Origin of the sequence: Rhizobium sp. P44RR-XXIV, assembly GCF_001999485.2 — a bacterium.
GTDB lineage: Bacteria > Pseudomonadota > Alphaproteobacteria > Rhizobiales > Rhizobiaceae > Rhizobium.
The window spans coordinates 971,909-995,749 of record NZ_MPVZ02000029.1; the positions used below are offsets into that span (position 1 = coordinate 971,909).

20 protein-coding genes are annotated in these 23,841 nt (G+C 57.7%); 9 read left to right on the top strand and 11 right to left on the bottom strand.

Annotation, left to right across the window (positions count from 1 at the left end; translation table 11 throughout):
• Positions 1 to 65: 65 nt before the first annotated feature.
• Genes BSK43_RS30470 through BSK43_RS30500 form a run of 7 tightly spaced genes read right to left on the bottom strand, consistent with a single transcriptional unit; the run spans position 66 to position 6,788 of the window.
• Positions 66 to 977: an RDD family protein gene (locus BSK43_RS30470; protein ID WP_077467253.1), complete on the bottom strand. Its 912-nt coding sequence runs from the start codon at positions 975 to 977 to the stop codon at positions 66 to 68.
• Positions 974 to 2,050 (bottom strand): stage II sporulation protein M, encoded by a 1,077-nt coding sequence (locus BSK43_RS30475; RefSeq protein ID WP_077467254.1) that lies wholly within the window; start codon positions 2,048 to 2,050, stop codon positions 974 to 976. The genes BSK43_RS30470 and BSK43_RS30475 overlap by 4 nt, the downstream gene beginning before the upstream one ends.
• Positions 2,050 to 3,369 carry a DUF58 domain-containing protein gene (locus BSK43_RS30480; protein WP_077467255.1) on the bottom strand — a complete coding sequence of 440 codons (1,320 nt, stop codon included), beginning with the start codon at positions 3,367 to 3,369 and terminating at the stop codon, positions 2,050 to 2,052. The genes BSK43_RS30475 and BSK43_RS30480 overlap by 1 nt, the downstream gene beginning before the upstream one ends.
• Positions 3,370 to 4,326, bottom strand: a complete 957-nt coding sequence (locus BSK43_RS30485; protein ID WP_077467256.1) for a MoxR family ATPase — start codon at positions 4,324 to 4,326, stop codon at positions 3,370 to 3,372.
• Entirely contained in the window at positions 4,313 to 5,587 is a 1,275-nt protein-coding gene (locus BSK43_RS30490) for a hypothetical protein (protein WP_077467257.1), read from the bottom strand. The genes BSK43_RS30485 and BSK43_RS30490 overlap by 14 nt, the downstream gene beginning before the upstream one ends.
• Positions 5,580 to 6,335, bottom strand: a complete 756-nt coding sequence (locus BSK43_RS30495; protein ID WP_077467258.1) for a hypothetical protein — start codon at positions 6,333 to 6,335, stop codon at positions 5,580 to 5,582. The genes BSK43_RS30490 and BSK43_RS30495 overlap by 8 nt, the downstream gene beginning before the upstream one ends.
• A 3-nt stretch (positions 6,336 to 6,338) precedes the next feature.
• Positions 6,339 to 6,788: a DUF805 domain-containing protein gene (locus BSK43_RS30500; protein WP_077467662.1), complete on the bottom strand. Its 450-nt coding sequence runs from the start codon at positions 6,786 to 6,788 to the stop codon at positions 6,339 to 6,341.
• Between the two features lie 591 nt (positions 6,789 to 7,379).
• On the opposite strand from BSK43_RS30500, the gene BSK43_RS30505 reads away from it, so the two are divergent.
• The 4 genes from BSK43_RS30505 to BSK43_RS30520 all read left to right on the top strand — a co-directional run bounded on the left by BSK43_RS30505 (position 7,380) and on the right by BSK43_RS30520 (position 13,092).
• Entirely contained in the window at positions 7,380 to 8,612 is a 1,233-nt protein-coding gene (locus BSK43_RS30505) for a S41 family peptidase (RefSeq protein WP_077467259.1), read from the top strand.
• A gap of 393 nt (positions 8,613 to 9,005) precedes the next feature.
• Positions 9,006 to 9,272: a hypothetical protein gene (locus BSK43_RS30510; protein ID WP_077467260.1), complete on the top strand. Its 267-nt coding sequence runs from the start codon at positions 9,006 to 9,008 to the stop codon at positions 9,270 to 9,272.
• 311 nt (positions 9,273 to 9,583) lie between these two features.
• Positions 9,584 to 10,906 (top strand): HlyD family efflux transporter periplasmic adaptor subunit, encoded by a 1,323-nt coding sequence (locus BSK43_RS30515; protein ID WP_169055483.1) that lies wholly within the window; start codon positions 9,584 to 9,586, stop codon positions 10,904 to 10,906.
• Positions 10,903 to 13,092: a peptidase domain-containing ABC transporter gene (locus BSK43_RS30520; protein WP_077467262.1), complete on the top strand. Its 2,190-nt coding sequence runs from the start codon at positions 10,903 to 10,905 to the stop codon at positions 13,090 to 13,092. The genes BSK43_RS30515 and BSK43_RS30520 overlap by 4 nt, the downstream gene beginning before the upstream one ends.
• A 45-nt stretch (positions 13,093 to 13,137) precedes the next feature.
• On the opposite strand, the gene BSK43_RS30525 is transcribed toward BSK43_RS30520, so the two are convergent.
• Positions 13,138 to 13,740: a short chain dehydrogenase gene (locus BSK43_RS30525; protein WP_077467263.1), complete on the bottom strand. Its 603-nt coding sequence runs from the start codon at positions 13,738 to 13,740 to the stop codon at positions 13,138 to 13,140.
• A gap of 110 nt (positions 13,741 to 13,850) precedes the next feature.
• Between BSK43_RS30525 and BSK43_RS30530 the strand changes: the two genes are divergently transcribed.
• Both BSK43_RS30530 and BSK43_RS30535 read left to right on the top strand, forming a co-directional pair.
• On the top strand, positions 13,851 to 14,750 hold the full coding sequence (locus BSK43_RS30530; protein ID WP_077467264.1) for a LysR family transcriptional regulator: 900 nt from the start codon (positions 13,851 to 13,853) through the stop codon (positions 14,748 to 14,750).
• Positions 14,751 to 15,070: 320 nt separating this feature from the next.
• Positions 15,071 to 16,630 (top strand): EAL domain-containing protein, encoded by a 1,560-nt coding sequence (locus BSK43_RS30535; RefSeq protein WP_077467265.1) that lies wholly within the window; start codon positions 15,071 to 15,073, stop codon positions 16,628 to 16,630.
• Between the two features lie 44 nt (positions 16,631 to 16,674).
• Here the strand turns inward: BSK43_RS30535 and BSK43_RS30540 are convergent, their stop codons facing one another.
• The gene (locus tag BSK43_RS30540) at positions 16,675 to 18,090 is read right to left on the bottom strand and encodes an amidase (protein WP_077467266.1); all 1,416 of its coding nucleotides are present in this window, start codon (positions 18,088 to 18,090) and stop codon (positions 16,675 to 16,677) included.
• A gap of 112 nt (positions 18,091 to 18,202) precedes the next feature.
• Here BSK43_RS30540 and BSK43_RS30545 point away from each other — a divergent pair, with 112 nt between their 5' ends.
• A complete protein-coding gene (locus BSK43_RS30545) occupies positions 18,203 to 18,985 on the top strand; it encodes a LuxR family transcriptional regulator (protein WP_169055460.1) in 783 nt (260 codons plus the stop codon).
• Between the two features lie 39 nt (positions 18,986 to 19,024).
• On the opposite strand, the gene BSK43_RS30550 is transcribed toward BSK43_RS30545, so the two are convergent.
• Positions 19,025 to 20,356, bottom strand: coding sequence for an APC family permease (locus BSK43_RS30550; RefSeq protein ID WP_077467267.1), 1,332 nt, complete (start codon positions 20,354 to 20,356; stop codon positions 19,025 to 19,027).
• 335 nt (positions 20,357 to 20,691) lie between these two features.
• Complete coding sequence (locus BSK43_RS30555) at positions 20,692 to 21,753, bottom strand: porin (protein ID WP_077467268.1); 1,062 nt, start codon at positions 21,751 to 21,753, stop codon at positions 20,692 to 20,694.
• Positions 21,754 to 22,147: 394 nt separating this feature from the next.
• On the opposite strand from BSK43_RS30555, the gene BSK43_RS35275 reads away from it, so the two are divergent.
• The gene (locus BSK43_RS35275; protein ID WP_077467269.1) at positions 22,148 to 22,366 is read left to right on the top strand and encodes a hypothetical protein; all 219 of its coding nucleotides are present in this window, start codon (positions 22,148 to 22,150) and stop codon (positions 22,364 to 22,366) included.
• 107 nt (positions 22,367 to 22,473) lie between these two features.
• A complete protein-coding gene (locus tag BSK43_RS30560) occupies positions 22,474 to 23,793 on the top strand; it encodes an O-antigen ligase family protein (protein ID WP_077467270.1) in 1,320 nt (439 codons plus the stop codon).
• Positions 23,794 to 23,841: the final 48 nt, after the last annotated feature.

The window sequence follows — 23,841 nt, forward strand, 5'->3', positions numbered from 1 at the left end:
GCTGGAAGAGGCGTCTTAAGTTGCCATAGGACGCGTAATTCGCTCATCCTCTTGTTGAAGTTCAATTACAGCCGAATATCGAGCCCGGTTCCGCCAGTCGTTTTCTCGGCCTGATGAAACTTGTTTTCCCGGCGCGTACCGAAAAGCCTCAACGTTTCCAGATGTTCGCGTTGTGCGCGATAGAAGGCCGTCAGGAAAAGCATTTCCTGGCCGGTCTTGACGGCATCGGGAAACTTAATTTTCCTGACAATGGTTCGCACGATCACCGTGATTTCTTCGCTGCCCGAACTTTTGGTCGGGTCACGCAGCACATCTTCCAGCGTCTGCAGCTCGTACTTCCCGTAAACATCAAGGTGTTCGGGAAGGAAATCGAACGCCACCTGTGCTGGCAGGATCATTGGCGCTGATATGACGAGATCGGACAACAGCACCGAGCGTGGATTGTCGACCACCAAGGTGCCGGCAATCATGTCACCCAGCCGCTGCCTGCGCTTATTGGCCGGCGGCACAATCAGGACCGTCAGGATCCAGGCGCTCGTCACGCCGCCTTCCCAGACCGACATTGAACCCATGGCAAGAGCCAAAGTCAGAGGAGTGAAAATCTCCACCTCTTTCATGAGGTTTCTGGCTGTGACCTGGTGTGGGGTGAGACGCCGCCCATTGACGTTGACGACGCGAATGCCCGTTATCCTTTTCCCGAGCGTACGGCCATTCCAGACAAGTTCCGAGAGGATGTAGTAGGGAGTGCGTATCAGGAACGCCAACAGGATGACCAGTGTTACCGCGGCTTCAGGAGGCAGAAAGCCGCCGAAGGCCAGGGCCACCGCGCAAACGAGCACCAGCAGAAAAGTGAAGATGAGGTCGAGGCATTGGGCGCCGAGGCGGGTTCCGAGCGATGCGATGGCGAAGCTGATCGGCACGCCCTCCGGCGGGATGAACTGCTCCATTCGCGTTGTGCCTTGCGGATATTCGCTCATCGCACAGGCTCACGCTCAGTTTTGCTTTCGCGGCCTGCGAATAACAGCCAGCTCACCCAGAAGACGCCCATCCCCCAGCCAATGACCAGGCGCAGGGTCGGGTCCTGTATGAGCTGGCGGAGAAATCCCTCGATAAAAGCGGCCACGATCAGCATCAGCGCCGCCAGAATGGCGAGCTTGACCGCATCATGTGCCTGATGGCGCAACGCCTCCCTGCGACTCCGCGATCCCGGCAACAGGACGGCTAGGCCGAGCCTTGCGCCGCCCGCACAGGCAATGGCGATGGCGGCAAGCTCGGTCACGCCGTGGATCGAAAGCCACGCGAACACATCGTAACCCAGCCCCTTTTGAGCGAACATCGCGTAAAACGCGCCCAGCATCAAACCGTTGTAAAAAGTGAGCACGAAGCTTGGCACCGAGAGGAAAATACCGAGTGTAAAGATCAGGATCACGATCGAGGTATTGTGGGAGAACAGGAAGGTCGAAAACGCAGCCAACTTGTCGCTACCATGCTGCTCGTCGCCATAGATGGTCGAGCGCAGATAATCGGCTGATGCATCCGGCGTCCGTTGGTCGGCCAATTCCGGGGGTACGAATGTGTAGAGCCAGCTGGAGTCGTTGGTGTAGAGTTTGTAGCCGGCCGCCGCTCCCAGGATCAGGGCCAGAAAGCCTATGAACAGAGGCAGGGCCGAGCGACGCACCGCCTGCGGAATGCCATGCGTCAACAGCCGAGTCGTCAAGCCGCCGAGGCTTTCCTGCGGCGCATAGACGACCAGATACGCACGGGCGCACAGACTTTCCAGATAGGCGATCAGGGCACGGTCGAGAGAAATATCGCGCGCGACGCTCAGGGAATTCATCGCCTGCCTGTAGCCGGCGGCAAGATCGCGGACTTCGTCGTAACTCAAGGCGGCGGCACCACCCTTTTCGGCGCGTGTCACGAACTCGTCCAGACGACGCCAATGTGCCTCGCGCTCCATCCGAAACCGCGCGGAACGAAGCGTGTCGGCCTGTGCCACACCGGCGTTTGCCGCCGTTGCCACATCTTTCGTTCCATCGATGCTGATATCCATCATATCATCTCACGAGATTTGATTTCTATATAGCGCGCCACGAGGTCCGAAGTCAGCGCTTCCGGTGTGCTGTCGAGGCACAGAACACCCAGGCGCGCCAGCTTCTCCAATACGGCGCGCCTCTCCTGCAGAATCTGCCGCGCGGCCACGGAGCGGGCGACCGTGTCCAGCGTCATCTCCTCCGGCTCGGTGAACTTGGCCAGCATGGGATCGCGCAAGGCGACATAGACGATGAAATGATGCCGGGCCAGAACCTGCATGTTCTCGATCATCAACTCCGCCGTGATGCTGTCGACGAAATCGGAGAATATCACGATCAGCGAACGTCGCTTCAGCCGCCCGGACAGATGCGTCAGGCCGAGCGTGTGATTGGTCTCCTGAGTTTCATAACGCAGCTGCGCGCAGACGGTCTGCAAGCGTGGAAACGCGGAACGCCCAGGCAGGGCCGGAACGAAGAGGCGCGGTCGGCTGTCGAAGCTGTAGAACCCGACCAGGTCGCCGGCCAATCCCGCCGCCCAGCACATGGCGAGCGCCGCATTGATGGCACGATCGAGCTTCGGCACTCCAGCGAGCCGTTCGGCCATCAACCGTCCGGAATCGACGCACAATACGATCTGGTGGTTTCGCTCGGCCCTCATCTCGCGCACGACCAGGCTGCGCATTCGGGCGGATCGCTTCCAGTCGATGCTGCGCGAATCCATGCCGGTCGCAAATTCGCGCAGCTGATGAAATTCGGATCCTTCGCCCCTCAGCCGCAAATCCTTCTGACCATTTTCAAGCGGCAGGATCTGGGCCTGTATCGCCCCCGACAAAACCGGCGAGATATCGGGCAGGACGGCGATATCCCTTTCGATTGGCATCGAAGCGATGATGTCCAGCAGTTTCAGTCGCGATGGCCATTTCAGCCAGAGCCTATGTATCCTGTATTGCCCTCGCCGCGTGAGGTGGAGGCCAGTGGAAGTTTTCGCTTGCTTGCGTCCGGCGTCCAGGGTGACCTCAGGCAATGCGTTCTCAGCTGAGCCAAGTTCCGGAGCGAGATCCAGACGCGCCTCAATTCCGAGAGGCAGCAATCCTCTGTGCGGCTGTATGTCAACCGTGAGCTGCGCTGTATGGCCGACAAAGCCCTGCGGCGGCAGATCGACCTCGATCTTCATGCGGCTCGATGGCGCCGACAATGCCAGATCGCCGACGGTCAACGCTGCAACGGCCACCCACGCCCAGATCAGCGGCAGGCTCATGTCAGCCCGCCACACGCAGATGACGAGGGTCACTGCAGTCAAGATCAAGATGAGTGCGATCAGGTAGGATGATGGCCGCATTTAACGAGGTGCATCCACGCGATTTCTGATATTTCTCAAGACTTCATCGGCCGTGCGGCCATCGATTTCAGCCGCAGGCGACAGCACGATGCGGTGGCGCAACGCCGGCACCAGCAGGGCCTGAACGTCATCGGGCAGTCCGTAATCTCGGCCTTCAAATGCCGCCCGCACTCTGACCGCCGCCGCAAGAGCATCTGCGGCACGCGTCGATGCGCCATGCAGAATATCGGGGTCCGAGCGAGTAGCGCGCACGAGGTCGACCACATAGGTCAAAATCGTGGTGTCCAGATGGATCTGATCGATCAGCGCTCGTCCTGCGGCAAGGGTCGCGCTCGAGATGAGTGGCTGAATACCGGCATTGCGTACGTCCGATTTCAGAGCCTGGTTCGCATGTTTGGACAGGATGGCGATTTCGATGGCGCGTTCCGGAAAGTCAACGACCAGCTTGAAGAGAAAGCGATCGAGCTGCGCCTCAGGCAATGGGTAGGTGCCATGCTGCTCGATCGGATTTTGCGTGGCGAGCACGAAGAAATCCGATCCGAGGGAGTAGTCGGTGCCGTCAATCGTTATCACCCGCTCATTCATCGCCTGCAAAAGGGCCGACTGCGTCTTTGGAGGCGCGCGGTTGATTTCATCGGCGAGCAGGATGTCGGTGAAAACCGGACCCTTGGTCAGATGAAACTGATTTGTCTGGAAATTGAAGAGATTGATGCCGAGCACGTCGCCGGGCATCAGGTCGGGCGTGAACTGGATACGGCGGTATTCCAGCTCCATGGCCGCCGAAACGGCGCGGGCAAGCAGGGTTTTCGCCGTGCCGGGCGGACCTTCGACAAGGCAGTGCCCACGGGCAAAGATCGAGATCAATACAAGGTCGATAAGGGTGTCCTGCCCCTGCACGGCCTTGCCGATTTCGCCACGAACGGCGGCAATCAGATTGCGAAACTCACCTAGATCCAAGATCTGCACTCCCTAGCAACTTTCTGAATGTTTCGAGATTGCGATGCAGCTCCGACCGCGTCATGGCATGCCCTCGTTCGATGAGCGCCTGCGCCGTGGAACGCAATGCATGCGCCAAATTTTCGTCGCGGCGCGCCAGGCGCTGGAACATCCGCTCGATCCCCGGCTGATTGCCGGCCCCTGCTCCAAAGAGCAGCATCGCCTTGTCGGCCAGCAGATGCTGCACGAATTGCGCCGCCATGCGGCCGTCATTGCCGGAGAGGCGCAGCAGCCGCGCCATCGCTTCGATGGCGGCGGTTTTCGATATTTCGATATGAGAGGATCCGTCGGTCATAGGCGGCCCGAACCGATAGGCTCCCCGCCAGAAGCATATGACGACGACAAGCAGGATCGTCCCCCAGATGACCGACAGAGGATAGGCGAAAAAGCGCTTCAGATCGGTTGCGGAGCGCTCATAGGTCTTTCCCTCATCGACAGGTTTCTCGCCGTCGAGTGCCTGACCTTTCGTATCGAGAAAAACCGGCCGTGCCTCACCGGCACCACGCAGGTTCTTGATCAACGAGACAGCAAAGGCCGCGTTATCGGCAAGTGCGAGCCCATGGTTGTTCAGCAGATCCGGATCCGACAACAGATAAACTACGAAGCCGTTATCGCAACGCAGAAGCAAGGCGCCAGATGGCGTGCCTGCAAGCTCAGTGCAATGGCCGGGCAACTTGGACCGGTCGAACAATTGCGCCCGGTATAAGGCTATTTTCTCAGGTTGATCCGACGGCAGCTGTAACTGCGCCTCCTCGAATTCCGGCCCAAGCCGCTTCAGTCGCAGATCCGGAAGATAGATTTTCGCAAGTCCGCTATGAAGATCGGCAGGAGGCAGCAGCCCGGATTCCCGCGCAATGCCGTCCTTCGACACGCTGGCACGCCATTTTGGCAATATAACCAGCGTCGGCAAATCATAGAGCTTTGCCTCGTAGATCCAGGGCTTCAGATGGCCATCGGTTTTCTCGTCGTCGCTCTGAGTTTCGGCGGTACCGTCCTGAGACGTCGGCAAAGACAGGATGCGCAGCGAGATTTCCGAACGCGACCGGGTGACATGATCATCGGATCGGACAACGGCTATTCCCTTGGATTGCAGCCATAGCTGAAGTCCCTTGTTGCCAAGTGGCGAGCGATCGTAATCACCGTCTCGCGGTGATCCGAATAATGCCAGTGCTGCCAGCGCGAGAAGCAGCCCGAGAAACAGCAACGGACCAATTTTACGCATTGGCCACTCTGCCGTTGGAAAGAAATCCGCGCGCTATGGCAAGGAGATCGGTGAACTGGCTCTCCACCAGATCGCGACCGCCATAGTGGACAAGCTCCGCCTCGATCAGCAGGTTTTCAAGCCGGTCGCGCCCCGCCATATTCACCGGCAGACGTCCCAGAACGGCGCGTTCCGTATCGTAGCGAAAAAGCCGCGTTCCCGTTGCATCGGCGGCGTGAAGGAGGCAATGCCTCAACAGCAGAACAAGCGCCTGCCGCCGATCCCGCATGGCCGCGATCCTCTGCAGGAAATCGTTCGGCCGCTCTTCCATTTCGCGCGCGGGCGAGCCCCAGCTTTCGGGCACCTCTCCCTCGCGCCGTTTCATTTCCGGTGGAGCCGGCGCCAGCAACATGCCACCGCCTCCGAAGCGCATCCATAGGCCTATGATTGTCGCGAACGCGAGCAGCACCACGACAATGGCCACCGGCCCGTTTAAGATCGGGTCTCGCGGGTTAAATAGCGGCTCGCTCGACGATGGCGCCGCTTTCGCTGCTGTTTCAGGCGTTCGCGCCGCATCGCCATAAACAAGCGTGCAGCGCAAACCGTTTTGCGAGCATTGCGCGGCATATGCGGCACCGACCTCGCTGGTTAGGCGATCGTTCTTTCCGTCACGCTCAACACCATTGCCCTGCGACCATGCCGGGTGGAGTTGAGTTGCCAGGGCTAAGAACAGGCCCAGCACCAGCAGGCCGATGCTGCGGATCAACATGCCTCAGGCAAACACCGCCGCCGTGGCATCCGGACGCAATGGATCCGCGCCGAACTTGTTCGGACCATCAGTGCCCCTAAGCACGGTGATAACGAAGATCGCGATACCAGCGATAATACCTAGATAGGGGATAAAGCCCAAGATCGCCAGGGCGAGATACCACCAACCGGAAATGTTGCGGTCGTGGAAACGACGAACCATGAGAGAAATCTGTGGCAAAAGCACCGCAAGCGCGAGCAACCCGCCAATAACGCCGATAGCAATGACCAAGGCGGATGGGCCGGATTGGCGATCGAAAGAGGCGGCAATTGCTATTCCAGCGACAAACCCAAATACCATAAGTACGAGGGAGTAAAATAGCTGGAACCACCAAAATTCCGAGCGGGAAGCCCTACCGGAAAACGTGGCGTACTTCAATTTCAGTACTGTCCGCACAGATTCAGAAAATCCCATTTTATCCCCCGTTCTATCTTGTGAGACGCGCCATGATCGTCGGGCCTCAACGATGTCTGCATCCAAGAAAGTGACCCCGAACGATAAAGAGCTACAATTTGAACGTGAAACTTGCAAGAAGGCCGCGGTACCCATGGCTTATTTCAACCTTCTAATTCGCCATGAACCCGACTCCGGATAGGCGGACTGCAAACAGGCGGCAGTTAACACCCCTACCCTCTCAGCAGCGAAAACAACAACTTATCGTGATCAGCGGCTTTGACACGCCATGGCGGCGGGCAGACATCGTCTCGTTGAGATGTCGGTTTATATCACTGGGGCAGGCCCTGGTTTCAGGCCATATTTCACGAATTACATGGGTTTACCCGGCCAAGCCTCGCAGATTCGGCCGTTTCGCACGTAGCGGGAATCGTCGGGGCATCGCTTGCATCGGCTATCTGAAAGTGAAGTACTTGCATTCCGAAGACAGGGCATATCGCCAATCTGAATCACGGATTATGGAGGCATGATGAGGCTACGATCGCTATCCCCTCGCCTTTTGGCACAGCAGTGCTTCAATCCGGGTTGCCATTCAAGCCAGCGGCTCTAGCGATGACCAAAAACACCGATGCTGGTAGGCCCCGCGATCCGGATGTAACAGATCGTGCCCATATTGCTTCGACCGCCTACCATGTGATCAAGCGCTACTTCGCTCATGCGGAGGGATTGCCTGCTGGTTATGACTTCGAGGCGCGCTACCGCGCCTATCTTGGAGAGACGATCGGAGCCGAAAACCGGAACGCTTTTTCCCTGGCCACCATGCGCTTCTTCGCAAGCCTGCAAAACGGCCACACATTCTTCGAAGACGAAGTGCTATCCCAACAAGAGCCAGCACCGTTCAGCATAAAGCGGATCGACAGTCGGTGGACCATCATGCGATCAAGAATGCCTGAGTTAGCGCCTGGCGACGCGGTTGCTACGATTGACCACAAAGCTGTCGATGAGTGGCTCAAGCCGATCCATGACCATATTGGCCAATCCAGCCAAGCTGCGCTTGATCGGGCAACCTGGCGCCGGCTGTTTCTGTTTCCGAGGCATTTCACGATCGGCACGGACGACGGCCGGCAAGTGCCTGTCGATTTGACCGCGCCGCTTGCAGGACCGGAACGAGGGCTGATGCCTGCGACGGAAGTCGAGACAAGCCGACGCACAGACGGCTTGGTGGTGATCCGCATCCCCAGCTTTGCAAATCCAAGGTATGAACAGGACGCGATTTCTGCCATTCATAATGCAGGGGATACCCATGCCATACTCCTCGATCTGCGTGATAATGGTGGAGGCAGCACACCCGGAAACCTGCTTTCGGCCATCATGACGAAGCCCTACCGGGGCACTCAAGTCGCCACCCCCATGACGATCGCCATGAACGATGCTTCGCACTCCTTTAACGGCACCATTCCGGCCCTGCCGACGCTGATGATGCGATACGGGCCGAATGTAACAGCACCACTCGCAAATGCCTGGAGCGGAAATATAGCCCTGCTTGTTGACGGCGGATGTGCTTCCGCATGTGAGGATTTCGTCTTGCGCTTCCAGGATGGCGGACGAGGCCTTGTGCTGGGAGAGTCGACATATGGATCGACCGGGCAGCCGTATTTCGTGCGCTTCCCGGAATTTGGAATGTCGTTCAGAGTATCGACGAAACGCGAATATTTTCCTGACGGGCGTCAATTCGAAGGTGTTGGAATAACTCCCGACAGACTTATCCCGGTTACGCGTGAGGAGTTGACGAGCGGCACCGATAGTCAGCTCGAAGTTGCAGCCAGCCTCGTCTTGGCGCAGTGATTTTCGTCGCGCCGTTCGCTCTCTGACATGCTCCCCGGCACCGTCCTTGAACGCAGCCAGCAACCGACGAACGGACCGCGCCGAATATCGCCGCAAGGGCTTGCCGGAACCATGGCAACTTTTTCAAACGAATCTGTCTGCCAGAGATGTTCCTGCGCGCAATACTTGCGAAGTATTTGTTTATATATCTGTTTTCATTGCAGAAAATTCAAATTATAACACATGTGAAAAACGATATAACTCCAGTTGCTACGCGGTTTCATAGCCTGATATGAATCTTACATGATAACATTATCATGTTCGAAAATGTCGTTGATTCCGTGTTTTTGATCAGGCATCGTGCCAGCGTTGAGGGGTGGCGCACCCCTTCAAAACAGGAAAATGGAGTTAGTCATGTCTGTACTTGATAGCAGCTTGGACAATGCCGGTATCCGTGAGCTCCTGGACGGTGAACTCGATCATGTGGCGGGCGGCGGCTTGCTCGATGGACTCCTCGGTTCAATAGAAAAGGATGTGAACGGCCTTCTTGGTAACCCTGGTGGCGTTCTTGGCACCGTGCTTGGGAGTGCCGAAGGCGCTGTGAATGGCATCGTTGGTACGGTTGGCGGCATCGTTGGATCCCTCCCGGTCGTGGGCGGTCTGCTCGGCGGCCTTCTCTGACGCGAAAGGCTTGGTCGATTGGTCGACCTTGCGGGAATAACGAATAACCATGGACCCAAACGGCCCATGGCACGGAAGATGGCGCCCTTGCACTGATCCGATCAGTACAAGGGCGTCGGAGTCTAAGCAGGCACCACATCATCCCGGAATTTTGTCTCTGACATGCAAGCTGGCGCGCAAATTCTGATGCCGGCTTGTCAGTGTGATGTGCCTCTCACGGATTAGGCCCCAAAATAATGGGTGACCATCGGGATCGAGGACATCGCCAACGACGTGAGTGGTTTAACAGACGACTTAGCAGGACCAGCCCCATGTCCACATTGTTTCGTCGCGAAGTGCTGCAAGCCAAACAGGATGCCTGGCTTGGCCAGGTGCAGGTCGTTTACCCCCTGTCCGTCCGCCTCGTTGCGATCACCAGCCTGGTACTGCTGGCGGCTTGCCTGACATTTTCGATCATGGGCAGCTACACGCGCCGTGTCTATGCCAGCGGGGTAGTGATGCCTCGTGCGGGCTTGATTACGATCGCAAGTCCGGCAGCGGGCGTGATCGATGGAATGGCCGCGACGGAAGGGCAGAAGGTGCACGCTGGCCAGTTCCTTTATGCAATCAATCTGGAGGCAACCTCAACCGCGGGCCCGACCCAGGAACGTGTCATCGCCGCACTGACGGACCAGAAGGTGGCATTGCAGCGAGAACTGTCGCTGCGAAAATCGATGGCGGCGGTGCAGAAGCAGGGATTGAAGGACCAGCTTGCCAATCTCGACCTGCAGCACAAAAATCTCGCGGCGCAATTGGCGGCCGATGAGCAATCCTTGCCGCTGATGAAGGCGTCCATGGATCGATTGAACGATGCAGCCAACCGCCGCATCGTTACCGACGCCTCCTTCCAGTCCCAGGCATTCATCTATGCGGAGGCCCTTGGCCAGCATGCGCAGTTCGAACAGACATATCTGACGCTGGAGGGCAAAATCGCTGATGTCACCGCGCAGCTGTCTTTGTTCGACGACAATCTGGAAAAGGATGTAAGCGGGCTCGATCGCGCGATCTCGCAGCTCGATCAGCAAATCGCCGAGGTCCAGGCCAAGCAGGCGATCCAGGTTCTGGCACCTGCCGACGGCGTGCTGACGGCCGTGCGCGCGCATGTGGGGCAGCCGGTCGGTGCCGGCGCTGTGCTGGTCACGCTCCTGCCCAATGGCCAGGCGCTGCAGGCGGATCTCTATGTCGACAGTTCCTCGATCGGTTTCATCAAGGAGGGAGCCCCGGTCCTTCTGCGTTTTGCCGCCTTCCCTTTCCAGCGCTTCGGCCTCTACGAAGGCCGTGTCAAGGAAATCACACGCGCGCCCGTTCAAGCCATTTCCGTAGCCGAAACCGGATCGTCCTTGGCAGCCGGAGGACAAGCGCCCTCGCCCGGCAGCTCTTCCGGTCAGGGCGGCCAATACCGCGTCGTGGTCGAACCCGACTTGCCATATGTCATCGTCGACGGGAATCAAAAGCCGCTGGAGGTCGGCATGGAAGTGGGAGCAGACATCGCGCTTGATAGCCGTCGCATTTACGAATGGGCGCTCGATCCACTTTATCGCGCTCGCAGCAGCATCGGTGTGGTCACCGGCGTACCCAAGCAGGCAGCGCCATGAAGCTCGACCGTGTGCTGCAATTCGGTTTCAGCCGCCGCCTACCCATCATCCTGCAGGCCGAGGCGGCCGAGTGCGGCATGGCCTGTCTGGCCATGATCCTGGGCTTCCATGGCCATGCGATTGATCTCGGAACCATGCGGCGGCGCAATGCCGTGTCTTTGAAGGGCGCAACGCTGCGCGATCTGATCAATCTGGCGGATGCGCTGGGACTCGCGACGCGCCCCCTGCGGCTGGAGCTGGTAGACCTTCGCAAGCTGCGCCGGCCCTGCATTCTCCATTGGGGCCTTAATCATTTCGTCGTGCTGCAAAGTGTCGGACACGGCAAGATCACGATCCATGACCCGGCGGTCGGGCGCCGGGTCATTTCCATGGAAGAAGCTTCGCGCGAATTTACCGGCGTGGCGCTCGAAGCCCTTCCGAACGAGCGCTTCGTTCGCGCGGATGAACGACACGATCTGAAGCTGCGGCATCTGTTCCGCAATATCACAGGCGCCGGTTCGTCTCTCGTCAGCATCCTGCTCCTCTCGCTGGGAATTGAGCTTATCGCTCTTTTGATGCCGATCGGCTCGCAAATCATCATCGATGAAGTCATCGTGTCGGCCGATTATGACCTGCTGCTAACCGTGGGGGTCGGCCTTGCCGTGTTCCTCGTCCTGCAGCTGGTCATCAGCGCGGCGCGCACCTGGGCGATCATGCTCGTGAGCACCACGATCAATCTGCAATGGAATACCGGGTTGTTCGATCATCTGACCCGCTTGCCGCTGGATTTCTTCGAGAAACGGCATATCGGCGATATCATCTCGCGCTTCGGCTCGCTCGCCACGATCCAGAAGGCGCTGACCACCGATCTGGTCCAGGCGGTGCTGGATGGGCTCATGTCCATCGGCATGGTGGCGATGATGTTCATCTATGGCGGATGGCTTGGCTGGGTAGCGATGATCGCCACTGCCCTGAACGCTTGTCTGCGGCTGCTTCGCTACCAGCCATATCGTCAAAGCACGGAACAGGCGATCGTCTATGATGCCAAGCAGCAGACGCATTTCATCGAGACCGTGCGTGGAATGGCCAGCGTTAAGCTGCTTGGCTTGCGCGATCGCCGCCGCTCTGTCTGGCTGAATTATCTGGTGGACAGCATCAATGCCAAGCTGCGCCTGCAGCGTCTGGATCTGATCTTCGGCCGGGCCAATGAACTGCTCTTCGGCGCTGATCGGCTGGTCATGATCATCCTGGCGGCGCAAATGGTCATGACCAACAAGATGACTGTCGGCATGCTGGTGGCATTCCTGTCCTACAAGGATCAGTTCGCCACCCGCGTCGGAAGCCTGATCGCGTCATGGTTCCAGCTTCGGATGCTCAACGTACAGACCGATCGGCTGGCCGATATCGTGCTGGCGGAGCAGGAGGCAGAAGGCAGCGGTTTCGCCGCGCCTGCGATCCACGACAAGCCGGACCTTTCGGGTGCAGCGCTTCGGGCCGAGGATCTGTCCACTCGCTATGGCGAAAACGAGCCGTGGATCCTGCGTGGCGCCGATCTGGATATACCATCGGGCCAGAGCGTGGCGATCACCGGCCCCTCCGGTTGCGGCAAGACAACCCTGCTGAAAGTGCTGATGGGTTTGCTGGCGCCCACGGAGGGGCGCGTGTCTATCGACGGCATCGATATCCGCGCGATAGGGGGCACCGCATACCGGCATCAGATCGCGGGTGTACTCCAGCATGACGGCCTGTTCGCAGGCTCGATCGCCGATAATATCTGCGGCTTCGATCCCAATCCCGATCGAGGCTGGATTGATGAGTGTGCGTCACGCGCTGCAATCCTGCAGGATATCCAGCGAATGCCCATGGGCCTCGAGAGCCTTGTCGGCGATATGGGCAGCAGCCTGTCGGGCGGCCAGATGCAACGCGTCGTCCTGGCTCGGGCGCTCTATCGTCGGCCACGGATCCTGTTTCTGGATGAAGCGACGAGCCATCTCGACGAGACCACCGAGACGGCCATCGTGGCAGCCTTGCGCGACCTGCAGATGACCCGCGTGATCGTCGCGCATCGGCCAGCCACCATCGCGAATGCCGATTTGGTCATTCCCTTTGCTACACTCGGCGTCGCTCATCTCAGCGGCACTCTGCATCGGAGCGGCGTCGAACGGGAAGCAAAGCGACCGGGGTCGCTTCCCGATAGACAGGCTTGAACTATCACACTGGGCAGAGATCATGTCGGCACAGATGCCCGCGCATCATCCATATGCCTTGACGATTCCACCCGTGCCGCTGCCCTCCACGCAATCGACATAGGCTCCGATCAGCCTATCCATCGACACCGATTTCATTCCCGGAAACAGACGACCGAAATTTTCGATCGAGTCGGCGACCATCGTCGGACTGACGGCATTGATGCGCAGGCCGCGCGGCAACTCGATTGCCGCTGACAGGACGAAACTATGCAGGCCACCACTGATAACCGCGCCGCCGGTGACGCCTGGCCAAGCCTCATCGGCGAATATGCCGCTGGTCAACGTAAACGAGCCATTGTCCGCGAGGTAGCGCTGGCCGATCAGCACCAGATTAATCTGGCCGAAGAGCTTCCCGCGCATGTTCTCAAGCAGAGCGGCTTCGGTCAGCTCGGCGAAACGGTCCAATGCGCCCGATGCGGCAACGCAGATGCAGGCGTCTAAGCGCCCTACGCGCCGATACATCTGCTCAATGCTTTCAGCCGATGTGATATCGACCGCTACGTCACCACCGGAGCGGCCGGCGGTCATCGCCCGATGCCGCACCGCCAGCTCCGCGCAGAGCGGGCGCCCAATGGTCCCCGCCCCTCCGACGACAAGAATTTGCATTCCACTCTCCCTATGCTGTCCATGACATCAACTGAAGAGGAAGATCGCTCACTGGATTTGAGAAGAAAATACTCTATTATATGATAGAGCTTTGAAGGGAATAATGCATAATGCGAGGCAGCGAGTTTGCCGATCTTAAGGCGTTCGTCGCCATCGCAGAACGCGGCAATTTCTCGGCTGCGGCAAGAACATTGGCTATTTCGCCATCCGCCTTAAGCCAGCGGATTCGTGAGTTCGAGGCCCGGCTGGGTGTGCGGCTGTTCAATCGCACGACCCGGAGTGTTGGCCTGACCGGGCAGGGACAAGCGCTGCTGGACAAAATCGTGCCGCTCTTTGCCGGCTTTGATCAGGCGGTCGCCGAACTGATAGCCGAAAACGCCGAGGTGGCCGGCTCACTGCGGCTCAATCTCTCACGCGTCGCCGCTATGTATCTGCTGGGGCCTCATCTGGAGGCGTTTCACCAGACCTATCCAGCCGTGACACTCGACATCACCATCCAGGACACCTTCTCGGACATTGTTGCCGGGCGGTTCGACGCCGGTATTCGCCTTGGCGAAACCCTTGAAAAGGACATGGTGGCGGTGCGTATGGGCGGACGAAGGGCTTCCATGGTGGTCGCAAGCCCGGAGCTTATCGACCGGATGGGAGGACCGGAAAGTCCTCAGGACCTGCACCGGTTCCCTTGCATCCGCTTCCGCTGGCCCGGTGCGATGAACATCTATCGCTGGGAGTTCGAGAAAGGCAGCGATGTTCTCGAGATTGATGTTGACGGCCCGCTGATCGCCAATGACACCGCGATGATGCTGAAGGCAGCAGAGCAAGGGCTGGGCTTCGCCTACCTGCTGGACCTCGAGGCAAGAGAGCAGATTGAGGCTGGCCGACTGGTGCAGCTTCTTCCCGATTGGACGCCCTCGTTCGGCGGTTTCTACCTGTATCATGCCAGTGCAAGACAGATGCCGAAGCAACTCAGAGCGTTCATCGACTTCCTAAGCGGCCGGCTGAACGTGTAGCGCGCCCTGCTTTCCAGTTCGCATTTATCATTGCCCCATAGAGCAACAAATCAAACGCACCTATTACTCACTCCAAGCAAGTAATTCGGGGTGATTTGCAAAAATTTAATCAGACATACGTCAAGGTGAAATGAGTATGGCTGAACTTAGGAAGCCCCCGCTTTACGCTAGCGCAACAGGCCCCTTGTTTTGCAGCTTCAATCGCGGGCAACTGTTAAGACATCAATCCTCTCTGAAATAGATCGATCCGTTATGGGAACAAAGGCCGCATAGATCGGCACATAAAGATATCGTCAAGGGAGATATGCTTGGGGGAGAGCATGCCGGAATTCTTGAAAAGCAAGGCTGGGAGGCAACTTGTTGCTCTCGTCTCCGGCTCGTCATTGCTGTGGATCATAGGTTTCTTTTGGCATCGAAACATCTTCGGCGGCCTCAGGGCGCTCGGCAACGACGCCACTGACGTGCTGTTCCTGTCATTTACGATTGTCGGGGGAGCGAGTTTTATCTATTCGTGCCTGCGAATTCTTGACCTCCGCAAGGAAATGCTGCGGCAGGAAGAGCGTGGAAAGCGCGCGCACTGGATTGCTACACACGATCATCTCACCCGTCTGCCGAACAGATATGCGTTCGAGAAATTCGAGATCGTGAAGACGGTGAATGCAGAGGAAGACGAGCAGGAACCAACCGCAACGATTTTTTCCATCGACCTGGATGGGTTCAAGAAGGTCAACGATCTGGTCGGTCATCAGGGGGGCGACAAGCTTCTTCAGGAAGTGTCGAAAAGGCTGTCTGCTTTCGCCGATGAATCGAGCGTCTTCCGCCTCGGCGGTGATGAGTTCATCGTCGTAACCAGAGGGCTGACCTCCGAGAAGGACGAAAAATTCGCAAAACTCCTCATCCACGCCATTAGCCACCCTATCCAAGTGGGGGCGATATCGTGTCAGGTCGGAGCGAGCGTCGGCTATGCTCGCTGGCCGCAGCAAGGGGATTTACTGCAGGAAGTCTGCCATCGCTCAGACATCGCGCTTTATGAGGCCAAAAGCGTCGGCACCAACATCGCCCTTCGATTTTCAGAGGATATGCAGCTCAAGGTTACCGCGCGGGCAAAGCTCGAAGGGGAACTTCGTCAGGCCGTCACGGAATGCCGCATCAAACCATATTATCAGCCTTTGATCGACCTGCGGTCAGGACAGGTCTGTGGCTTCGAGGCCCTTGCCCGATGGATTGCGGATGATGGCACAAGCATCTCGCCGGCGCTTTTCATTCCCATTGCCGAAGAAACCGGCTTGATGACGCCCTTGTTTCAGCAGCTTCTCCACACCGCGTGCGATAATGCCAAGTCGTGGCCCCAGCACATATCGCTTTCCTTCAATGTCTCCGCCATTCAGATGGATGATCGGCTTCTCGCATCCCGGATTCTCAAGATCCTCGAGGATACGGGTTTGCCATCATCCCGGCTCGAGGTTGAGATCACTGAAAATGCCTTGATCCGAGATCCGGATCTTGCCGCATCGATCATTGACGATCTTCACAGTGCAGGCATTCAGATCGCACTGGATGACTTCGGTACAGGCTATTCGAGCCTCGCACAGTTGGCGCGCTATCAGTTCGATAAGATAAAGATTGACAAGAGCTTTGTCAGATCAGCGCGGGAACATGATGACCGGCATGAAAAGATCGTGCAGGCGCTGCTGATCATGAGCCGCGGCCTGGATGTGAAAACGACCGTGGAAGGCATCGAAGAACATGGGCAATTGATGTACTTCCTGCGTGAGGGATGTGACATCGGACAGGGCTATCTTTTCGGGAAGGCCATGCCCTTCCCCGAAACAATTCCCTATATTCGAGATCGAGAAGAGCTATCACGCAAGACAGCCTGAGCTGCCTCCTGAAATCCCCGACACTTCGCTCCTACATGAGATGATCATGCCAGCAACAACGAGGATTCCATTGCCGCGGCAAATGACAAGACCTGCTCGTCGGCAAAGCGCCGGTCGATGATCTGAAGTCCTACCGGCAAGCCATTTGATCCACGCCCGGCCGGCAGTGACAGAGCCGGAAGCTGCGGCAACAGGTTGAAAGGACAGGTCATATCGAGGCCTGCGAATTTGCCGTTCGGCAATGTCGCGACATAATCGTCGTCGTTCTCCTGCACTGATGGAGCGGTGATCGCGCAGGTCGGGCATAGCAACGCGTCGTAGGTCTCGAAAATCTTTGCCATGTCCCGCCACATGGAGGTGCGGAGCAGTTCCACGCGCTTGTAGTCCGTCGCATTGGCGGCAAGGCCACGCTCGATTATCGAAACGACGACGGGATCCATTTGGTGCCTGTATTGGATCAGGCGCTCGCCGAAGAATGAAGACATGAACACGCACCACACGTCGAACCATTGGTCGTTGACGGCGCGGGTCCAATGCATCGGCACCTCATCGACGACAGCGCCCAGCTCGCGAATTCTCCCGATCGCCTCGCGCATCACGGCCGCGACTTCGGGTTGGATCTCGTAATATCCAAGATCCATCGAGAAGGCGAAACGCCTGCCTTCTAAACTCCCCTTTCGCGCGGCTTCCCCCGAGAAACTCAGGGGCAGCGACATGATGTCTTCATCGCTGGGGCCGCTCGCAGCCTCCATGAAGGCAACGGCATCACCGACCGTTCGTGCCAAGGGGCCAAAATGCGAGATATTGTCGAAAACGCTCGGCAGGATCGTCATCGGAATGCGGCCGAGGCTTGGCTTCAGCCCGACGACGCCGCAGAAGGCGGCGGGAATGCGAACCGATCCACCCATATCGGTGCCCTCGGCAAATGGCACGACGCCGGTTGCCACCGCCGCCGCCGAACCGCCGGAGGAGCCACCGGGCGTTCTCTCGAGGTCCCAGGGATTGCGGGTCGCGCCCCATCGCGGACTATGCGTGAAGCTTGCATAGGCGAATTCCGGGGTTGCCGTCTTGCCGATCAGGATTGCACCGGCCTCTTCAAGCCGGCGGATGCAAAGCGCGCTCTCCTCCGGTATCCAATCGCCCAATGTCCAGGACCCCAGTGTGGTCAAATCCCCTTTCGTCGGTGTCAGGTCCTTCGCCGCGAAGGGTACGCCGTGAAGAGAGCCAACCGTCCCGCCTTCGGATAGAATCCGGTCCGCCTTGCGAGCCGAAGCAAGTGCTTGCTCCTCGCGGATCACGGTGAATGCATTCAGCGTCGCGTTGGCAGATTTTGCCCGGCGAATTGACTCCGCGACGACGGCTTCCGAAGTGAACTGCCCCGAGCGGATACCGCTTGCGATTTCGGTCGCGGGAAGGTCGAGTGGATGAGTAGTGGAAAGATTTCCCTGAGGCTTGTTCACGAGATCGGTTTCCGTTCTTTCGGGCCTATTGCATTTCGCGGGTAAAGCGCGCGTGCTACTGATGTGGTTGCGATGTCCGACAAAGAGAATGCAAGGAAAGGTCTGCTTTTTGATGAGTTCGGCTGCGACATCGAACACCCAGACGCCACCTTTCGACGTTTGGAACACCAGTCTTGGTACTGCAGCAAGGTCCATCGGCTCGCACGCGTTTCCCGATGCCCTGGCCGTCACATTGCGGCTTCTGGCGCCATTCCAGATGATGAACGGCTTTCTCTACTCTCCGGACGGACACGCCTTCGATCTCTACAATGAAAAGATCGTCGCCAAACGATCTGTCATCGTCGATCGCTATCTGGCCGGGGCGTTCGTGCTCGACCCGTTCTACGATGCCATCTGCAACGATAACAGCGAACGCATGATCGTGATGCGTGACCTTGCTCCCGACGACTTCACGCAGACCGAGTATTTCCGGCTGCACTACGCGACAACCGAGATCGTCGATGAGATCGGTTTCGTGCTGAAGCTCGAGAGCGATTTTGTCGGCGTGCTCTCCCTGTCCAGAACCGGTATCGCGCCGTTGTTTTCCGGCGAAGATCTGGTCCGGCTGAGAGCCGCCGCACCGGTTATTTGTGCGCTGGGAGAACGGCATTGGTTTCACGTTCCCAGCCTCTCCCTCGACAGCCAGACCGCACCGCCGGCCTCGAAGATCGAGCACCCTGCTCTCACCAAGCGCGAATTGGAGATCGTCACGCTGATCCTCAAAGGACATTCCACCCTCTCGCTTGCGGCGGTTCTTTCCCTCTCCCCGAACACGGTCAAGGTGCATCGCCGGCAGGTTTACGCAAAGCTGAATATCTCAAGCCAGGCCGAGTTGTTCCGCCTGTTTCTGGCGTGAGGCCCGGCCACAGACCGAGCCTCATTTTCGTCCAGCACCCTACTCCGCAAAATCCATTTCCGGAGGAGCCGTCTGGAAGGCGCGAGTGAGATAGGCAAGATAGGCGATGCCGATCACCAGCCAGACGAGACCGAGAATCTTGGCATCCTTGTCGAGGTTCCAGAGAAGGAAGAGATCGCAGACAGCCGCTACCGCCGGGATGACGAGGCCAATCAGGGCTCCGAGCGGCTTAACCTCGGCATTGCTCTTCAGATAGAGAGCGATGACCGAGATGTTGACCGCCGTAAAGGCCAGGAATGCGCCGAAATTGATGAAGGAGGTGGACGTGGTGACGTCCATGGTCAATGCGAGCAGGCCGACAATGCCGACAAGGATGAGGTTGAGCAAAGGCGTATGCCACTTCGGATGCAGGCTGCCGAAGAAGGCCGATGGCAGCACCTTGTCACGCCCCATGGCATAGAGCAGACGACCGACGCTCGCCTGGGCGGCAAGACCGGAGGTGAACTGCGCGACAACCAGCGTGGCGAGGAAGATCGTGACGAACAGATCGCCGCCGATCGTCTTTGCGATTTCATTGGCCGCTGCATCGGCGGAAACAAAATCGAAACCGGGATGGGCAAGCTGCGTGACATAGGCCGAGGCAATGAAGATCAGGCCGCCGGCAAGCGCCGTGATCAGGATCGCCCTCGGCATCGTGCGCTTGGCATCCTTTGTTTCCTCCGTCAGCGTCGAGACTGCATCAAAACCGAGGAAGGAATAAGCAGCGATCGCAGCGCCGGCGACAGATGCCGAGAAAGGCACATCCGGCTTGAAGAAGGGCGTGACGGAAGCAAGACCGCCGGGACCGTTCAAGGCAATGACATATCGCGCCGCCAGGAAAACGAACGCCGCGAGAACCGCGAGCTGCACCACCATCAGGATAAAATTGACGCGGTTGGCAAAGGCGATGCCGACGACATTGACGATTGTCGTTACCGCGATGAAGCCAACGATCCAGATCCAGCCTGGAATGCTCGGAAACGCCGATGTCAGATAGGCGGCGCCGATGAGCCATATGACCATCGGCAGAAAGAAATAATCGAGCAGGACGGCCCAGCCGACAAGGAATCCGATGTTCGGATTGATCGATCGGCGCGCATAGGTATAAGCCGATCCGGCGACGGGATAGACGCGTGCCATGACGCCATAGCTGATGGCTGTCAGAAGGATTGCTCCGGCGGCCACGAGATAGGCCATTGCCGTCGTTCCCTGGCTTGCCGTTGCAAGCGCCCCGAAGGTGCCGAAGACGATCATCGGCGTCATGTAGGCCAGGCCAAAGAGCACGACGGACCAAAGCCCGAGCGTACGGTCAAGTTTCACAGTGTTGTTCATGTTCCGCCTCCGCGAAGAGTTCTTGTTTATCTTCTCGGAAACTGCGCAGTGCAGATAAATCAGCCATTCCCGCGCAGGTCTCCGCCCGCTGCTTTTTCTTATTTATGAAGAAAACATGACCGAGGGGGTGGCCGCTTGATATAACCCCAAGGTGTTATATCGGCAGCGCTGGCTGGATAGGTGAAACTTGCTGCCCATTGCCTCTCTTTAGCCTGTGCTGCTCCGCATATGATGCACGATCTTTGCAGGTATAATTCAGGCCGACATGAAAAGAAGGCCTGGAGGGAAACCAGGCCTTCTTCTCTTTTCTGATCGGAGGTCAATTTCAGATCAGATTAGAAGCTGCGTTCGAAGCGAAGGATACCGGCCCATTGGCTTTCGTTGATCGAATCCCAATTGGTGTAGGAGACTTCCGGTTCGATGAGCAAATTCTTGACCGGGTTCCACTTGACGTTCGTGGTCGCGGCAAAGATCTTGGAGTCGGTGTAGGCAAGCTGGAAGTTCCACTTCAGCTTGTCGTTGATCGGAACGCTTGCGCCACCCCAAACTGCCCAGTCGCCCCAGCCGATGTCAGCTGCATCGCCAGCACCGTTTGCACCGGCATACTTGTTCAGCTTGCTGCCATCGGTGTTGTAGCCGCCCATCAAGAAGGCCGAGAAGACACCGAAGTCAGCGTCAACACGAGCCTTGACAGCACCTTCTTCGACGATCGAGTCGTAACCGCCGACCACCTTGAAGCCCCATGCACCAGACTTGAAGCCGGCACCGGCGACAACGTCAGGAGCATAGTGGTCAGAGCTGTCTTCGCCATTCGAGCCGGTAGCGCCCGAACCGGAGTTGGTGTCTTCAAGCGAGATCACAGCCGTGAAGCCATTGCCTGCATCGTAGTTGTAGGTGATCTGGTTCAGTTCATACGGGCCGTCATAGACCACGTCGTCGTTGATGACGTCGCCGGCGTAACCGGTGAATACGTTGAACTGCGAGTCTTCCTTACCAACGGTGAAGCCACCGAGGCTGATGCTGGCATGCAGCAGGTTGGTAGAGGTCGAACCGCCGTCGTTCCAGTCCCAACGCAGTTCGGTATTGGTCTTCAGAGCACCGTATTCGGTGTCCGTAGCCGTTTCGAGACGCAGTTCAGCACGGGTGTGCCAAAGCGTGCCCAGGCGTGCATTGGGGTTGTAAGGAGTATACCACTGACCTTCGGTACGAACCTTGCCGCCGATCTTGAGGCAGGTTTCAGTGCCCGGGATGAAAAAGTAGCCGGCACCGTAAGCGTCGCAGATGCGAACGTATTCCAACGGCTCCGGCTCAGCAGCGACAACGGCATCAGCTGCGTGCGCACCGGATACTACTGCCAACGCAGCAGCGGAGCCGAGAAGAAGGCTCTTGATATTCATTTTTTCTCCAATCGCTTTGCCAAATCAGAGCGACACCAGCGTTGACCCGCTGCATTCGTTGATTTGGCTGTTCCCTATGATTGGAAGCCCATGGGCCCCCACGCACAGGATAGGGACGGAAAATCTCGCGACGGAATCCAATACTTCGGTCGCAGCCGCTAAATCAGGCAGGGGAAGGTGCGGCAGATGTATAATTACAACATATATCAAATAAACTTAAACTGATTTACTTAAGTATACATGATAGAAACATTAGAAAACAAACTTTTGGTATATATACGGAATCGGTAGATGTCTTATAGTAAGTCTTATTTAGTATTTGTCCAGTGCACCATGGAATAAATGGCCCCTGCTGCATCAAAGATAGCAATGGTGTGTGGGCGGCACCGCCAGGATGGCCAAGAAAGATGTCAGCATCACAACGCTCGACATCCTTTTCTTCGAGTTCGGAGATCTTAGCCTTGTCGGTATCGTGCGGTGTGACCGAGGCTTCGGCAGCGCAACTTTTTCAGCGTTTCCCGCATGGCACATTCGCGGCTTGCCGAAGACGATGAAAAATCAGTCTCTCGGTTCGCAGGAAATGAGCACAATTACCGATTTGAAAACACAATGAAATTCAGCGTCACTTCAAGATCGTCAGCTAACAAGGCCGGAATCGGTGCTGAAAGATTGATGGCACGATGCAATGTAGCGAATAATTCGTGCGGGGCAGAGACAAAGATGAACGACCAAACCCATTCTTTCGGTGCAGCCCCGATTTTGGATCGGCAATGGGCCTTCATCATTGGTGGACTCTGGCTCGTCGTCATGTCTGCCTCGCTGATTGAAAGTTACGCCTATCGTTATGCTGGCGTCTTGCTCCTGATTTTGTCGCTCATTTCCTATCTGCGCTCCTCATCAAGGCCATCAATCGACTGGCGAGGGTGGCTCTGCCTGGCCTGGGGCACCTATGCGCTGCTGCGATTTTCTCTTCAGTTCGCGCTGGAAAGCGATCATCCGGTCGGCGATCGCGATCTGCTGTTTCTGATGCCGCTCGTTTTCCCGTCTCTCGCTTATGCGCTGTTTCTATGCTGGCCTCACCTCGAGAGGCTCATCGCTGTCTACTTCGGTTTCGCGCTCATCGTCCTCTTATGGGGTGCGCGGATTACTGAGGTCGCCGCGGGCAAGACGGTCATTCCGTTGATCCAGCACAATCAAATACACGGCGCGGTTTGCTGCGGTATGATTTTTATAGGCGCCGTGTTCTGGCTGCTCTATTACCTGACCGAGGGAGCCGACAGGCGCACGATGCGCCTCTATGCTTCCGTTCTGTCCCCGCTCATCTGCCTACTCTGCCTGATTGGCATCTATGGGGCAAAATCGAAAGGGGTCTGGCTTTCGCTCCTTCCGGTATTGCCGATCCTGGCATTTCTGGCACTTCGCAGCCTGAAACAGCGACTGGCTGTGCCGCTCGTCCTTGCCTCGCTCGCTTTGCTCGCCGCAGGTGCCTATGCGGTCCGGGACAATATCGACCACACAGCCGGAGCGACAGTCTCAGCCGCTCTCGCCATGTTCAAGGATGCCGGCACGACCGAGCCAATTGGCCAGGCCGTCTCGCGCTCCATCGAGAGCGGCAGTACGCCGCTTGCCATGAGCGAGCGCCTGCAGCTCTGGTCAAACGCGTGGGAATTGTTCTCCGCCGCGCCGATTTTCGGCTGGGGAACAGAATGGCTCACACGCTGGCCGCATACCCGCTATCCAAATGTCGGATATACTTTCATGCACAATGGCTATCTCGAAATCCTCATCCGGCATGGGATATTCGGCGCGGTGGTTTTGGGCGCGATGCTGGCCTGCTTTTGCGCCAGCGTCTGGCGGGCGGCAAACAGGGGGATCATCCCAAGGCACGCCATGTATGCCTATTTTCTGATTCTCTTCTTTTTCAGCTTGACCATTCTCAGCAACTCGAACAACCGGCTCGCCAGCGGAGAAAGCCTGTCGATCCTGACCGCCACCTTCGCCCTGGCATGCGAGCTGAGAATTCGCAGGCAGGCGGCTTGAAGAGGGTTTCATATCAAGGAACCGGAAAATGAGCCGTTCCTGCCCCGC